Raw genomic sequence first — 14,454 nt, 5'->3', positions numbered from 1 at the left:
GTGCTTACCATACTGAAAAAATCACATATTATAAAAAGTACCAATAATGCTTGATCACTCTTTATAATAGGTGATTCTTATTAATTGGTAAGCGGTATTTCTTATATAGAATATAATACTATGACTCACCGGTTAAGTCAAGTAGTGCTTCTTAACATCCTATACAGTTAAGTATATCCATTTCGGATAAGATTTATTCCACTTTTTTACGATTTTTCTATAATGCCACAGGCAATTCTCTTTCCTGCATTCCCGCTAGGCTGAGACCGATAGTCATCCGGCTGTTGATGGATGATGACCGATTTTCCGATAATATCTTTGACCCGAAACCGGTCTGTAAAGAAAATCATCCGAGCTCTCCCCTGATTAGAAAACAACACTGGGAAGTCACCTGCATGGTTTCCATGTGGTTGCTGATCCGGGTTCCAATGCTCTCCGGCTGAAGAAAATGGATCTTTTCCTTCTCCTAATTCACAAATTCCTTTTTCATGAATGTGAAATCCATGAGGCCCCACCTGTGTTCCATCCTTTAAAATCTGAAATTCAGGCAGTCCTTCAACTTGAACAAAAACCTCTACCCCATATGGCATTTCGTAAAAATACATGGCCCCTTTTAAATCAGGAGCCAGCGGACTGCTCCTAAAAGTTACCTTGGCTGTCTGGGAAGTATAAGCTGACCTGTAAGGTGAGTAGGAATAATACGGATACATACTGTTCTACCTCCTTTGTCCTTATAAATATGATTAAACTAAAGACTTCATGATAGTAAATTCATTACATCGCAGCGGATGTTTTGATTATCATCATACAAACAGGGCCTGAAATAAGTTCAGACCCTTTACACAGATGTGACTTTCAAAGATTCGCTGTGTAAGAAGGAGGAAGAAGTCCTTACACGTAGATATCTTTTCACTTGATCTAGCTTATGAACACAATGCTCAGGTTAGACCAGTTTATTTATCTGTTCAAACTTTTTCTCTAGAGGACCAATATCGGGCGGGTTCTCTACACTATGAATCAGGCTATTGAAGGAAGCGTCAGTTTGATGGCGCCATTCATGTACATGATCTTCCAGGAGGTATTGCCATTGCTGCTCATAATAGTCTTTCATAATTTTATTTGCTTCATCTAGCTGATTTTTTAAGATGGGAGAAATGAGGTCAGCGAATTCATCTTTCATCTCCTCTTTTTCATTAAGCTCAAAAAAAGCACGTGGACTTTTGAACTTTTTCAATATAGATGAGGATTGCCGGTCATCGATCACAAGCTCTCCATGGAATGCAGGTAAAGGAATCGATGGCCATTCCCGGCGTTCCAGTCTAAGGTGTTTTCTTACTTTTTTCAACTCGGCTTCAGATTCCTGTTGTATTTGGTCAATCAAATCTTCAAGAAGACGCTCAATTCTAACACCTACCGCTTTGAACTCCTGATTCATCTCAAATTCTATTTCCTGAACCAATTCATCACGTGCTTCTCTAAGTTGATCCTGAATAGTTTGATCTTTTCCATTAATGGTGGCCGGATTAAAATGACGCTTAAAATAATCCGTGAAATTCAGCATCATTCGGTGATGGACATAATAGATCTGTTTGTCTATTTTATTCTTCAGTGATTCTTTTTCTTTCATGCGGTCGAAGTCTTTTATTACATCCAGGGCTTCCTTATGTTGAGCTTTTGCTTTTTTCAAGAACTGTTTCCGCTCTTTTTCGTTGAGTTGATTATTCTCAATAAACGTAGCAAGCGTCTCTTTCAATTCATTTAAGTTCCGCTCCATAGACTGAGTTAAAACCTCAGCGAGCTCCCCATGCAGAAACTGATTAAACTGAGCTTCAAACGCATTAATACCGGAAGATTGGCCTTGCTCTCCCTGTTTTTCTCGTAAACCTATTAGACTGGATAGTGAAAAAAGACGTGGCTTTCGAATATCGAAGCGTCCCAGCTGATCGGCTACATATTTTTCTACATGCTTTACTTCCTCTTCTGAAGAGGCCAGATCCACCGCATTTATAATAAAGAACATCTTATCCATAGCGAAACTATCTTTGACGCGTCCTAATTGCGTAAGGAAAGATTCATCGGCTTTGGAGAATGGGTGGTTATAGTATGTGACAAACAGGACAGCATCCGCATCCTTGATATATTCAAACGATACATCGGTGTGTCTGGCATTCACTGAATCCGCTCCTGGCGTATCCACCAGCGTAATTCCTGCCTCCGTGAAAGGGCAATCATAAAAGATTTCCACAGATTCGATGAAACACGATTTAGACTCTTCAGCTACGTACATAGAAAATTCATTCCACGGAATAGAAATGGACTGACCTAAATGTTCTTTCATCGAGTTATATCCATTTAAAAAAGCCTCTAAAAATGAAGTGGATCTGTGATCCAGACGGCTCAGGTCCTTTACACTCTCCAATTGTGTTACGTAACCGGAAAGAGTTTCACTTCGCAATTCCAACTTTGTAAAAATCGGTTCTAAATCATCTAAAAGTTCTTCTTCTTTCTTTACAATCGCCTGAATCGAACCATGAGGGTTTTCATCACTGGAAGGCGATATTTTATTGATGGTCGCCGTGGTGGGGTTCGGAGAGGCTGGTAACAGAGTATCTCCAAGAAGAGCATTAGCGAAGGATGATTTCCCTGCACTAAAGGCGCCAAATAACGCTACCGTATAGTGTCGGTTACGCAATCGGTCCTGCTTATCCCGAAGCTGATGAACTAACCCGTCAATGCCTTCAACATCCTCTACAATCGATAGTGCCTTCGTTACTCTTTGCAGTGTGGAATCGATAGAAGCTTGGCCCTCTGCGAGAGAGGGCTCCGGACTCAGATCTTCGTCAAGGTTACGTTCTACCGTCTGTTCCAACAACTCACTTGTAATCTGTTTATGCTGAACGCGTTTTTCGCGCTCCTCCAGGTCGTTCTTAATCAAATCCTCAACCATGGAAGAAAGCGTCTCATTTTCAAGGCTCTGGTACAAATTCTTTCGGTAGGAAGCAAGATCTTCCTCCATCTGTTCCAGTTCTTCCACAATCTGATCTTTTTCTTCCATAGCCTGGAAAACCGACTTGTTTTTTTCGTACTCCTTTTTCTTTTCATTTCTTATGTGCTTTTCGATTTGATTCCACCACTGATTCACGAACTGACGCATCTCTTTCTTGATATCATTGGACAACTGATCCGTATACCGAAGAATATATTGACCGGTGACAGAAGCACCTGGTTCTACCATATCCTGCAGTTTAGCCTTCTCATATATGAAGTTAAATCGCTGGATTTCATTCAGAAGCTCTTCATCAGTTATCGAAAGCTCTTCCGTAACTTCCAAAAGACGTTCTTTAAGCGGCCACTTTAAATTTTTTTCAATGCTCTCGAGGACCTGATCATAAAAAGCGGATTCTCTTTCCTCTTTAACTTCTTCCGTCTTTTTCTTGGTGAATAATACCCCTACTTTAAAGCCTCTCTGTCTGGATTCAAGAAATTTTTCTGCTTCGTCCCGTAATGAACTCGGCATGAGGTAAGCGTTCGGAATGAATGAAGATACACGCCGTTTAAAAAGATCCGCAGCTTCTGAAATGACTTGTTCTGTATCTCTTCGATCTTCCTGGGTAAGATGGCTCTCACTCATACTTTTATCTAAGTGCTCTTTACGATCTTTTAACTCCTGTTCCCGCTGAAAATATCCATCCGATCGATTATGTACGCTTTCCTCAATAATGGTTTCTGCAGCCTTGACAGCCTGCTCCTGCACACGAGCATAAGAAGAGGAATACAACTGGGTAAACGCTGCTTTTAATGCTTCATACTCATTCTTATCATAAGAAAAGTCCCTTAGAGAGATATAATATATGGCCTCAGGCTCAATCCCCCGACTAGAGAACGAGTGTTCGACACTCTTTTTAAAGTCTTCAAATGACAGTTCTGCTTCGTTGTGTTTATCAATTTGATTAATGACTACAGAGAATGGTGTCCCGCGTTCTTGCATCTCCATTAAAAACTTAACATTGACTTCGGATTGAACATGGTTATAATCCATCACATAATACAAAACATCCATCAGATGAAGAGAGGATTCTGTAATTAAACGGTCCGCATCATTTGTCGAATCTACTCCAGGAGTATCCAATACGGTAACATGTTCAGGCAGGCCGCAGTCAGGACGGCTGATCACTACTCTTGATATATCATTGCCATTCTTACACAAGGCCTGTATCGTTTCAAAATCCGTTTCCCCTTCATACTTTTCCGGAAGATCATGATGGAAGTAAGTCATCGTATAAGGTTCGCCAGCTGTGATTTCCACAATATTGGCGCTGGTTGGTATAGGGCTTGAAGGCAGCATTTGTTTATCCAGCAAATGATTAATTAACGTGGATTTACCAGCGGAAAAGTGCCCTCCAAACCCGACCATTACTTTTTCATGAATTAATTTATCAATTACATCCAGAACCTTCTCACTCTGAGCAGGATCTTCCGTTTTTAAGTATTGATAGAGATTCTGTAATTGTGCTACGGTCTCTCTCGTTGCTGTCATGCCATTTTCCCCTTTTTGAGTATAGTGTATCATGATATTACTTCGATGGAGTATGATTTACAAGATCATTCAAAAAATTCATTTGTCGATATAAGGAAGTGGTTCTTTGGTATCTAACTGCCCGAGAACTCGTTTAATTGGTGACCTGGTCCCTTTCATCCAATCGCTCAGACTGAATGTGACTGGAGTGCTATCTCCTCCAAGCCCAAAAAGCATAGTTAGAGACTCAGGGTAATAACACGCCGTATGAATAGTACCTGACCACTGGCTGTACCGCTTCGAAAAGACTGGATGCCTGCTTTCATTCAGGTACTTGAAAGCTTCTCTCCCTGTGGAAAGTTGATGATGGCCTTCTCTTAAGGAACGGAGGCGGGTATGGGATTCTTCCACGTGGCGACGGTTTTCCTGAGGAATGACTTCAAAGTGATTCGTACATACACTTTCCTGCCGAACACGAACCCCCCTGGGCGAACCCTCTACAATTCTTGAATTTCCGCTCCGATCATAAAGGACATAATTAAAGGAATGACGGTGGGGAAGCTCCTTTAACCACTCAATCGCTTCATCCGTGGTCTTACAATTTTCAAGTAATATTCGTGTTAAAAGACAACAGATCAAACCATCTCCTGGTTTAATTCGATTAACAAAATTATACCCTACGCAAAGACCGTATTCATTCATTCCATCCGTTCTACCGATGATACGTTGGGAAGGACCAATCAAAGCATGACCTTCCGAAGGCTGAAATAGAACAAGACGTCCTTCATAGGTTTTCGGGTGATAATCGTAGTTACGAGCAAAGAAGTTCTCTTTAGCCATAATGGAGCATCCTGAGTGTACCCAGTCCTGCTGCCAGCCGCTGAATTCATGAACAACCTCCTCCAGCGGCCATCCTAAACCGGCTGAAAGTCCTTCTAATTCAGCCCACAGCCCACTTGAATATTTCATAAAAAAAGCTTTGGCTTCCTTTTGATTGACCCTGTATTTACGCATGGATTTGGTTCTTCGGTTTCGGTACTTAGTAAGCAGCGGGTTTTCTTGCAGCTGCTCGGCCTGATAACGTCCAAATGCATAATGACTTCCCTTAAACTGGATAACGTCTGTATAAATCTGTTTCATTTTTTTCTCCTTGAGCCCCTATCCCTTAACCCACTCCCTAATAGAGTTGTGAAAAGCGGGATCGTGCAAAATATGATTATGATCGGTGTCTTTAACAATCGTCATGTTCATCCCAAACGTATCTTCATACCATTCGCTTAAACGCTCCGGATGAACTACTTCATCATGCTCTCCTACGTAAGTACGTACTCGGTCTTCCATTCCTCGAAATAAGTCTGTCGGCACTTCCTCGAGAAAGCGGGACATCATCAAGCGGAAGCTGAGCGATAGCCTTCCTGTATGATGGAATTCATCCGGGATCTGAGCAACCGTCCAATTCAAAATGCGCTTTACTCCTAATTTGTACAATACCATTAGAGATCCTGCTTTTTTCTGATACACAACATAATCCACATCTGTAGAAGGTTTAAATTGATCCGTAGCATCACTCCGGTAAACAGAAAGAGTGGGATGGAAAAAAGGAGAAATAAATAAGTAATGATCAGCTGCCTTAGGATTTCTATGAATCAGCCTTAACAAATTGGCACAGCCCATCGAGTGCCCCACTAATAAAATTTGATCATACCCTTTTTTCTTAACGAAATGGATGAAGTCAAATAAATCATCATCAAACTGCTCCATATAAGAAAGGTCCCCGCGAGGGTTCAATTGATCGTACCCTCTCAATATCGGTAAAAATACATCGGCTTCTATTTCCAGCGATTCAGCAAATTTTTCCTGGTGGTTCAACTCAGCGGTAATGCCATGGATTAGGATTACAGCTCGATTTTTAGGTCTGTCTTGTTCAAAAGAGACATAATGCAAATGAGAAAAATCTCTTGCCGTGTATGTTTTCCAGTTTGTTTTTACCATGTCTTGATCTCCTCTATTCCATTTGCTGGAGGTATTTTGTAAATTCATTCACAGGGAGCTCATGCTGAAGCCGCTGCTCCAATCGTTCCATGTAATTCTTACTTAAATAGTAACGTCCTCCGCGATGGATCTCTCTTGCGTAATGAAGGGGAGGAGTAAGACTTTCTTTTTTGTGAATAACGGTAAACGAGAGAGCTTCTACTACGGGGCCATTATGAAGAGTCACCTCAACTACTACCGGTCTGTAGACCTGGTTTGATACACCTTCCCGGCGAAATAAATAATTAAGAGCTTTCCCCGTAATGTTATAAACCACTCCCTCTACTGAGTCTCCGCTTCTCTCGATAATATCTGCTCGCCCTCCATCAGCACGGTGATAAGAAAAGCCCAGATGATATCCTTGCAGTTCAGCTCCACCTTCAATTTCCTGAAATAAGTTCTGAACACCACTTTTATAGAACCGCTCCTGGTCCATACATGATCCGAAAGCGAAATAATAATAGGATTCCTTCTTTAATAATTGTTCCACCTTCCAGTCCCGGTGAAGAACAGGTTTTCCTTCCGGTGGATGAGGATAATAATAAACGTACGCAGAATAACTCTTCTGCTGCGTATGAACCGCTGACGTTTCTCGTTTAAATAATGAAGCTGGATCTTTCTCACGATATCCTTCCAGTCGATCCAACTGTTGTAACATTCCTTCATCAATTTCGTACAATTCCCCATAAGCAAGAGAAGCTTCATTTTTTATTAAGAGGGGGTAATAAGAAGATCCTGAATAAAGCTCGCCGCTCGTCCAGGCTTGTTCGGATATAAGAGAAGCTCCTTCGAGGAAATGATGATTTTGTTCATTTTTGCGCAATGATCCATAAACAAACGCGTACAAATTCCTGCCTCCTTGTTTCTACATTAACTCAAATTCAACTGTCATTAATAGCTTGAGCACCTTGAATGGCACGAAGTACAGCCTGCTCCACCACATAAGCGGCTAAACTTGAAAGACCATTGAGATCCACCTCTACTTCATTTGTAGTTAATGTAAATAAAGTGTCTCCATCTACAAATGTATGAGAAGGACGTATGGTTCTTGCAAGTCCATCATGAGCAAGGGCAGCTATTTTATTAGCTTGTGGCTTGGTCAATTTAGCATTAGTTATAACAGATCCTATCGTTGTATTTCCACTAAATCGGTTTGTGTCTGTCTTTTCTATGGATTGAATCAGCACATTCTCCGTTCCTAAGAAGCGTCCTTCCTTCTGAACGCCCGCCACAATCTGTCCTGTTTCCGGATCAATGACGTCACCAAAGCTGTTCACAGCTACGACAGCTCCAATTTTCAAATTTCCAGCCTGTACCGCATAACTGCCTATTCCGCCTTTCATGGCATGATCTGGTCCCAGAACTTTCCCAACCGTGGCACCTGCACCTGCTCCCTCAGTGCCTTCCTTAAAAGGAATATGGGAGAATGCATTTGTACAGGCTTGATACCCCATCTTCAGGTCCGGACGAATCCCGGCTTCACCTGTATGAAGATCAAACAAAATCGCACCAGGGACGATCGGAACCCTCGCAACCTGCACATCAAAACCGATGTTATGTTCCTCAAGGTATTGCATTACTCCCGTGCCCACATCCAGCCCATAAGCACTTCCTCCTGAAAGAAACACGGCGTGTACTTCCTCCACCAGGTTTTCACTACGGAGCAGGTCTGTTTCTCTAGTTCCAGGCGACCCCCCGCGAACGTCTACGCCTCCCTTTGCCCCTTTTTCACAAATCATAACAGTGCATCCTGTCTTCGCATGAGAATCTTTAGCCTGACCGATACGGAAACCTTCTATATCCGTTAGTTCGATCTTTTTCATATCTTTCACCTCTTTTAGTTTTTATGTAGTAAAGAATGGGGAAAACTTCAATATACCAAATGCAGGAGGTGCTTCTAAATGGAAAGAAATCATTTAATTGTTCACGGCAGAGTACAGGGAGTAGGCTTTCGTGCCTCGGCCAAGCAAATTGCTGACCAGCTTGATATAACAGGCTGGGCTAAAAACAAGTCAGATGGAACGGTTGAAATTGATGCTGAAGGCGAAGGACGCCAACTGAAACAATTCATAGATAAAATAAATGAAGGTCCTACACCCTTTGCCAAAGTTCAAGCTTTGGATATAACCGAGAAAGAAGTAACCAATAGTTATGATAGTTTTCGGACCATTTAATAATCTTGACCGCAGGATATCCTGCGGTCAAGATTTTTTATTCCCTATTATTTTTTGTGCATTGGACGCACAATAACCTCATTCACATTGACATTAGAAGGCTGTGTTGCCGCATAAGCAACAGCGCGTGCAATGTCATTCGCTTCTAGAGGATCCATACTGCGGTCTTTGAACATATCAAGGACTTCACCATCTGTGATATGTTCGGTCAATTCTGTATCTACCGCTCCCGGTGAGATGTTTGTCACTCGAACTCCTGAGCGTGACAATTCTTTTTCCATACCCATGGAAAGAGCACGAACTGCATATTTCGTTGCACTGTAAACCGTACTTGAAGGAAAGACTTCATGGCCGGCGACAGAAGATACATTAATAATGTGTCCAGCATCCTGGTCCAGCATGACAGGAAGAGAGGCATGAATGCCAAACAGTACTCCTTTAATGTTCACGTCAACCATTTGCTCCCACTCATCTACGTGGTCATTTTTTAAGAAAGATAAAAGCATGACGCCGGCATTATTAATAAGGATATCGACGCTTCCGAATTGATCCTTCGTTTCTTTTACAAGCTGCTCTACATCTTCTTTTTTGGTGACGTCCGTTTCCACTACTTTAGCTTCTACATTATAGGATTCTGTAATTTCATTCGCTAATTCCTGTAATCTCTCGGATCGCCGAGCTGCAAGCACCACATTGGCACCTGTGTCAGCAAGATGATGGGCAATAGCTTTCCCTATTCCACTGCTTGCCCCTGTAATGATCGCTACTTTATTGCTTAGTTTATTCATAGTGTTCCCTCCTATTAAAAGCTTCTCAAGATATTTACCCTTTTTAATTCAATCTTATTCATACCCCGGACGATCGCAAAACCGTGAACTATAAAAAACCGTCTCTATAAATAGAGACGGTTTTAAGTATGGATGTTATTGCTCTTCAAAGAACTTACGGTTTAACTCGATGTATTTGTTTTCTTCTTCTGGTACTTCATCCTCTATATAAATCGCTTCAACCGGACATACAGCTTCACAGGCGCCACAGTCGATGCAAATGTCAGGATCAATGTAAAACATATCTTTACCTTCTTCTATACAATCTACAGGACACACATCCACGCATTCCCCGGCTTTTTCATCTTTACAAGGGGATGTAATAACAAATGCCATAGATATTCTCCTCCTTCTAGTTGTTAAGTGTGTTTAAATAACTATTCACGTTAATTAGTTTCGATAAACACTAAATTCCATGATAACGACTATAGAATAAATTAGCAATTACTTCCGCTAAAATTCGACTAAATTAAACAAATTTCCCGGGGGCTAGTAATTCTCCTGCCAAATTCGCTCTACCATGTATTCTCCCCCCTGCTTTTGCACTAAAAACATATCAGGGTTTGATAAACGTTTCCATTCATAAAAACCGATCTCCCGGTTATACTTTTGCAACAGCAAAGCGAGAAGATTGCCGTGTGTGACAAGAAGCACATTCCCGCAATCCTCTTGTTCAAGCTCATCCACAAGGGAAAGGATTCTCTTTTTTGCTTCCTGTGATGACTCACCGCCTGAAAATTTTAATTCGGGATCCTTGAACGTATCATGCAGAACTTCTTCCCAGTCATCCAGGGGTTCATGGCTTAAGATTCGCTCCTCTAGACGCTCATCCGTTTTTATGGACAATCCTTTACTTAAGGCAAAAGGCTTAATTGTTTCGATCGCTCGTAAAAAAGGGCTGGAAATAATATGATCAATTTCATAACCGGATTGATCAAGAAAATTAGCTAACACCTGAGCCTGGCGGACCCCTGATTTCGTCAGCGGAGAATCCTCGTGCTGCCCTTCTGTTTCACTATGGCGTACTAAAATCAATTTGTCCATTTTCTCCATCCTCCCCTTAAATTAACCTTATCCTTATTATCGCTGATGGGAGGAGTGTTGACAAGGAAGCTCAGGAGAAAATGTCACTTCTTATACACTCTTTTCCCTCTATGCCAGGTTTCTACAACTTCTATATTATTAATTTCTTCTATTGCAACCTCTTTGGGGTGCTGGTCTAATAGGATAAAGTCAGCCTGGTAATCCGCTTCTATTCTGCCCTTTTCTCTTTCACTGTATTCAAGTTCTGCCGGAGTATTGTAAAAACCTGAGAATGAGGCGTCCACCGAAAGTTTCTCCTGCGGCATCCAACCGCCAGGCGGCTGACCGTCCAGGTCCATCCGATTCACTGCCGTGTAAATGGACACGAGCGGATTAATAGCACCAATCGGAAGATCGGAGCTGAGTGTAATCGGAATTTGGGCTTTATATAAACTTTGAAATGCATCGCAATAAGGAACAAGTTCTTCAGGCGTCCACTTTTCTTTTTTATCCCATTCTCCTAACAAGAAAGAGGGCTGAGTTTCAATATAGGGTTTTAAATCTGTTAATCGACGAAGCAGATCAGGTGCAAGTGTCTGAGCATGAATAATTCGATGTCTTCGATTGCTTGTATCTACACCATCCTGTTCAAGGGCTTCTATGGCTTGTTCAATTGCCCTGTCACCGATGGCATGCATAGCTACCTGCATGTTGTTTTCGGAAGCAGTTCTTACCATGTCGTTTAACTCCGACTGGGAATAAATTAATGTTCCTTGTGTATCTGGCGCTTCAGGATAGGGATTTCTCATGGCTGCTGTGAACAAACGCTGCGTGCCATCAAGAAAGATTTTAACAGCACCAACTTTTACTTGATCCGTTCCATCTCCTGTTCGCATAGTGCTTGTATCCAAATAGTGATGAAGATCATCTATATTGAAAATATAATGGTGAAGTTGTGCATCGATCGGAAGCTTACCTTCCTGTTCTAATTCAGTATAAGCCTGCCATAGTTTCTCATAAGAACCAATAAAATTAATGTCGTCACTGTGAACGGAAGTAACACCTACTTCACTTAAGTAAGGTACTGCAGCTGAAATCGCCTCCTTGGCATCCTCTACTGAACGCCCCCAGAAATGGTGCTTAATGTAATGGACGGCAGTATCTTTAAATCGACCGGTCCAGTTCCCATGGTCATCTTTTTCCTTAAATTCTTCCGGCTCTTTCTCAAACCCTTTATCGTTTCTAAGTAAGTCCATAGCCTGCTCACTAATGACACATTCATGTCCATCCTGATGCATGAAATAAATATAGGAGTTTACCTGTATTTCACTTAAGTCCTTTGCTGTAAGTAAATAATCTATGTCATCGAATTGAGCATCATTAAAACCTTTTCCAAAAATCCAATCATATTCTTCCATTTCATCATAATGGTTTTCCACAAGGTTTTTCATTTCTCGCCAGCTGGTTACCTCTGTTAAATCTAATTCTTTTTTTAAGAGACCAAATCTCAACAGGTGCATATGGCTGTCATTAAAGGAAGGGGCCAGCACCTTCCCTTCTCCGTCTATGACATTTTTATTTCCTTTATAAGGGCTTTTATATACGGCCGTGATTTTATCTTCTTCTACGTCTACAGCATATCGGGTGTTTTCATCGTACTGTGATGATGGCTGGTAAATTCTAACATTATCAATTACCATATTCATTGCTCCTTTATACCTAATATTCTATATCCATAACTTCCCCATATACTGCTCACTAAACATAAAAAACCGGCAGCGCGTAAGCACTGCCGGAAGAGTTTATACTTCTTTAAAGTATTCTTTGTAAAAGCCGCCCATACGACCCGAATTATCAATAACAAAATAAAATTCTTCACTTTCATTTTTAACATCATACCTTTTACCAGGCGTTAAAACATTTTCTACGACGAATTTGGCCGCATCATTATGGACGCATTCAATCTGCTTAATTGTTGGGTTGTTTTCCCAAGTCTTGTGAATCATACTTTTCATCCTCCTTATTCTTCTGTATCCCTATCATACCTTGAAAAGGAAAGAGGACTCAATCGTTACAAACACTTTCATTCATTAGATTAGGTGTTTTTCATACCAGTTTCTTCCTGCCTTCACTTCTAATTCGGTCAGCTGATGTCCAGATCTTTCCCAGTGATCTGTCACCTGTGCCCCCGCATCTTCCAGCATCTGTTTTAAATCAACGGTTTCTTGAGCTGGACAAATGGGATCGTTTTCGCCGGCTCCAATAAAAACGGGCAAGGCTTTCTGAACAGGGAGCTGTATGCCTCTCCTTGGAACCATTGGATGAAACAGTAATGCACCTTCCAGGCTTTTTTCATAATGAAATAACAAACTTCCAGCTATATTGGCTCCGTTCGAATAACCAATAGCCACTACTTTATTGCGGTCAAAATCGTACGCATCTGCAGCTTCAGCAAGAAATTCGTTTAACTCTTTCGTTCTGTTGATCAGGTCTTCTTCATCAAAAACTCCTTCACGCAGACGTTTAAAGAAACGGGGCATCCCATTTTCTAAGATGTTTCCCCTGACTGATAAAATGGAAGCGTCAGGATCAATCATGGAAGCAACGGTAAGTAAATCCTTCTCCGTCCCGCCAGTGCCATGCAGCAACAGCAGTACACGTTCATTTCCAGGCTTTCCTTGCTCGAATATATGCTTCATTTTCATAGTAGATCGCTTCTCCTTTGCATTATTCTTCACCTAGCTTATCGTCGAATAACAGTTTATCTTTAATTCGAGATATTGTCAAAGAGAAGACCTATACGGTTTTGGGTAAGAACTTTTGGTAGAAAATAGGCAGAATAATCACAATGGTAAGTAGACGTATCATTTGCAATGAACTTACAATGGCCGGCTGTCCACCCGCCGCCTGAGCCGTAAGAGCCATTTCCACCAATCCTCCTGGAGCAAGACTTAGTACAGCGGTTACCAAATCCATACCTGTCCACCAGGAAAGCAAAAATCCAAGAACGATTCCAAATGCTATAATCATAATAGCCAACCCAAAATACAGCAGGCAGTATTTCCCTGCTTGTAATAGATCTCTTATAGAAACTGAATGGCCAAGATGGACACCTATCATAATTTGAGCAGCAATAAAAAATAAATCCGGCAATTGGTAGAGGGGAGTACCAATAGATTGAAGCAGCCCAATGATAAGCATAGGAACAATAACTAAAGCTGCCGGAATCCGAGCTTTAAGTAAGTGTGCGATAATATATACCCCGCCATAGATGACTATAGTCCATAACGATTCTTCCTGCGTTTTGGAGTTCATCATGGAAGAAGAAGATTGATAAAACCAATGGGTAGCTGCAAAGGGAATAATAAATAATACACTAACCAAGCGTATCGTATGAAAAATAGTAACGAGGACTGTATTTGCTTTTAATGATTCACTGACTGCCATCATGGCAGAAAGCCCTCCAGGTGCACTCCCAATTAAACTGGTTGAGATATCGATTGCTGTTTTTCTTGAGATGAGATAGGCTAAAAATAGGCTGAGAGAAATAAGCACAAGAGAGAGTAGTGTATAAGGAATAAAATAAGGAACGACTAAGGTGAACGTTTGTGTTGTAAAAGTGAGGCCTATCTGAATGCCAAGCAGTGCAAATGCTGCATTTCTTATCGATACGTGACTGGCTGTTTCATAATTGCACCAGTATTTCAGCATGACCAGCCCGGATACTGGACCAAGTATCCAAGGAAGAGGAAGCTTTAGCATCCAGAATATGATCCCGGCAGTTAGCGCTATCGTATAGGTAAGAATAGACTTTTGGATAGAAATATTTGGAACCTCCTCACTTCTCTCATTGTACTTCACAACCTGTTCTCACAACCCTATA

At 41.4% G+C, this 14,454-nt stretch carries 14 protein-coding genes; 1 reads left to right on the top strand and 13 read right to left on the bottom strand.

Annotated elements, in window-relative coordinates:
* Window positions 1-206: 206 nt before the first annotated feature.
* The 6 genes from ACTWP7_RS04695 to ACTWP7_RS04670 all read right to left on the bottom strand — a co-directional run bounded on the left by ACTWP7_RS04695 (window position 207) and on the right by ACTWP7_RS04670 (window position 8,370).
* A complete protein-coding gene (locus ACTWP7_RS04695) occupies window positions 207-710 on the bottom strand; it encodes a superoxide dismutase family protein (RefSeq protein WP_443122210.1) in 504 nt (167 codons plus the stop codon).
* Between the two features lie 233 nt (window positions 711-943).
* Entirely contained in the window at window positions 944-4,537 is a 3,594-nt protein-coding gene (locus ACTWP7_RS04690) for a dynamin family protein (protein ID WP_443122209.1), read from the bottom strand.
* A gap of 78 nt (window positions 4,538-4,615) precedes the next feature.
* Window positions 4,616-5,656: a C45 family autoproteolytic acyltransferase/hydolase gene (locus tag ACTWP7_RS04685; RefSeq protein ID WP_443122208.1), complete on the bottom strand. Its 1,041-nt coding sequence runs from the start codon at window positions 5,654-5,656 to the stop codon at window positions 4,616-4,618.
* Between the two features lie 18 nt (window positions 5,657-5,674).
* On the bottom strand, window positions 5,675-6,508 hold the full coding sequence (locus ACTWP7_RS04680) for an alpha/beta hydrolase (protein ID WP_443122207.1): 834 nt from the start codon (window positions 6,506-6,508) through the stop codon (window positions 5,675-5,677).
* Window positions 6,509-6,521: 13 nt separating this feature from the next.
* A complete protein-coding gene (locus tag ACTWP7_RS04675; RefSeq protein WP_443122206.1) occupies window positions 6,522-7,394 on the bottom strand; it encodes a gamma-glutamylcyclotransferase in 873 nt (290 codons plus the stop codon).
* 34 nt (window positions 7,395-7,428) lie between these two features.
* Window positions 7,429-8,370, bottom strand: a complete 942-nt coding sequence (locus tag ACTWP7_RS04670; protein ID WP_443122205.1) for a P1 family peptidase — start codon at window positions 8,368-8,370, stop codon at window positions 7,429-7,431.
* 78 nt (window positions 8,371-8,448) lie between these two features.
* Here ACTWP7_RS04670 and ACTWP7_RS04665 point away from each other — a divergent pair, with 78 nt between their 5' ends.
* Window positions 8,449-8,721, top strand: a complete 273-nt coding sequence (locus ACTWP7_RS04665; protein WP_443122204.1) for an acylphosphatase — start codon at window positions 8,449-8,451, stop codon at window positions 8,719-8,721.
* A gap of 47 nt (window positions 8,722-8,768) precedes the next feature.
* Here ACTWP7_RS04665 and ACTWP7_RS04660 read toward each other — a convergent pair whose 3' ends face one another.
* The 7 genes from ACTWP7_RS04660 to ACTWP7_RS04630 form a co-directional block, all read right to left on the bottom strand.
* Entirely contained in the window at window positions 8,769-9,509 is a 741-nt protein-coding gene (locus ACTWP7_RS04660; protein ID WP_443122203.1) for an SDR family oxidoreductase, read from the bottom strand.
* 135 nt (window positions 9,510-9,644) lie between these two features.
* A complete protein-coding gene (locus ACTWP7_RS04655; protein WP_014643438.1) occupies window positions 9,645-9,884 on the bottom strand; it encodes an indolepyruvate ferredoxin oxidoreductase subunit alpha in 240 nt (79 codons plus the stop codon).
* 153 nt (window positions 9,885-10,037) lie between these two features.
* Window positions 10,038-10,592 (bottom strand): histidine phosphatase family protein, encoded by a 555-nt coding sequence (locus ACTWP7_RS04650; RefSeq protein ID WP_014643439.1) that lies wholly within the window; start codon window positions 10,590-10,592, stop codon window positions 10,038-10,040.
* An 83-nt stretch (window positions 10,593-10,675) separates the two neighbouring features.
* Window positions 10,676-12,271 carry an amidohydrolase gene (locus ACTWP7_RS04645; protein WP_443122202.1) on the bottom strand — a complete coding sequence of 532 codons (1,596 nt, stop codon included), beginning with the start codon at window positions 12,269-12,271 and terminating at the stop codon, window positions 10,676-10,678.
* 102 nt (window positions 12,272-12,373) lie between these two features.
* Entirely contained in the window at window positions 12,374-12,577 is a 204-nt protein-coding gene (locus ACTWP7_RS04640) for a DUF6501 family protein (protein WP_041601333.1), read from the bottom strand.
* A gap of 84 nt (window positions 12,578-12,661) precedes the next feature.
* Window positions 12,662-13,270: an alpha/beta hydrolase gene (locus ACTWP7_RS04635; protein ID WP_443122440.1), complete on the bottom strand. Its 609-nt coding sequence runs from the start codon at window positions 13,268-13,270 to the stop codon at window positions 12,662-12,664.
* A 97-nt stretch (window positions 13,271-13,367) separates the two neighbouring features.
* Window positions 13,368-14,432, bottom strand: coding sequence for an AbrB family transcriptional regulator (locus ACTWP7_RS04630; RefSeq protein ID WP_443122201.1), 1,065 nt, complete (start codon window positions 14,430-14,432; stop codon window positions 13,368-13,370).
* Window positions 14,433-14,454 lie beyond the last annotated feature (22 nt).

It is taken from the genome of Halobacillus sp. B29, assembly GCF_052246755.1.
GTDB lineage: Bacteria > Bacillota > Bacilli > Bacillales > Halobacillaceae > Halobacillus > Halobacillus halophilus.
Note: the sequence above shows the minus strand (reverse complement) of the source record. Positions and strands in the feature narration are given on the sequence as shown.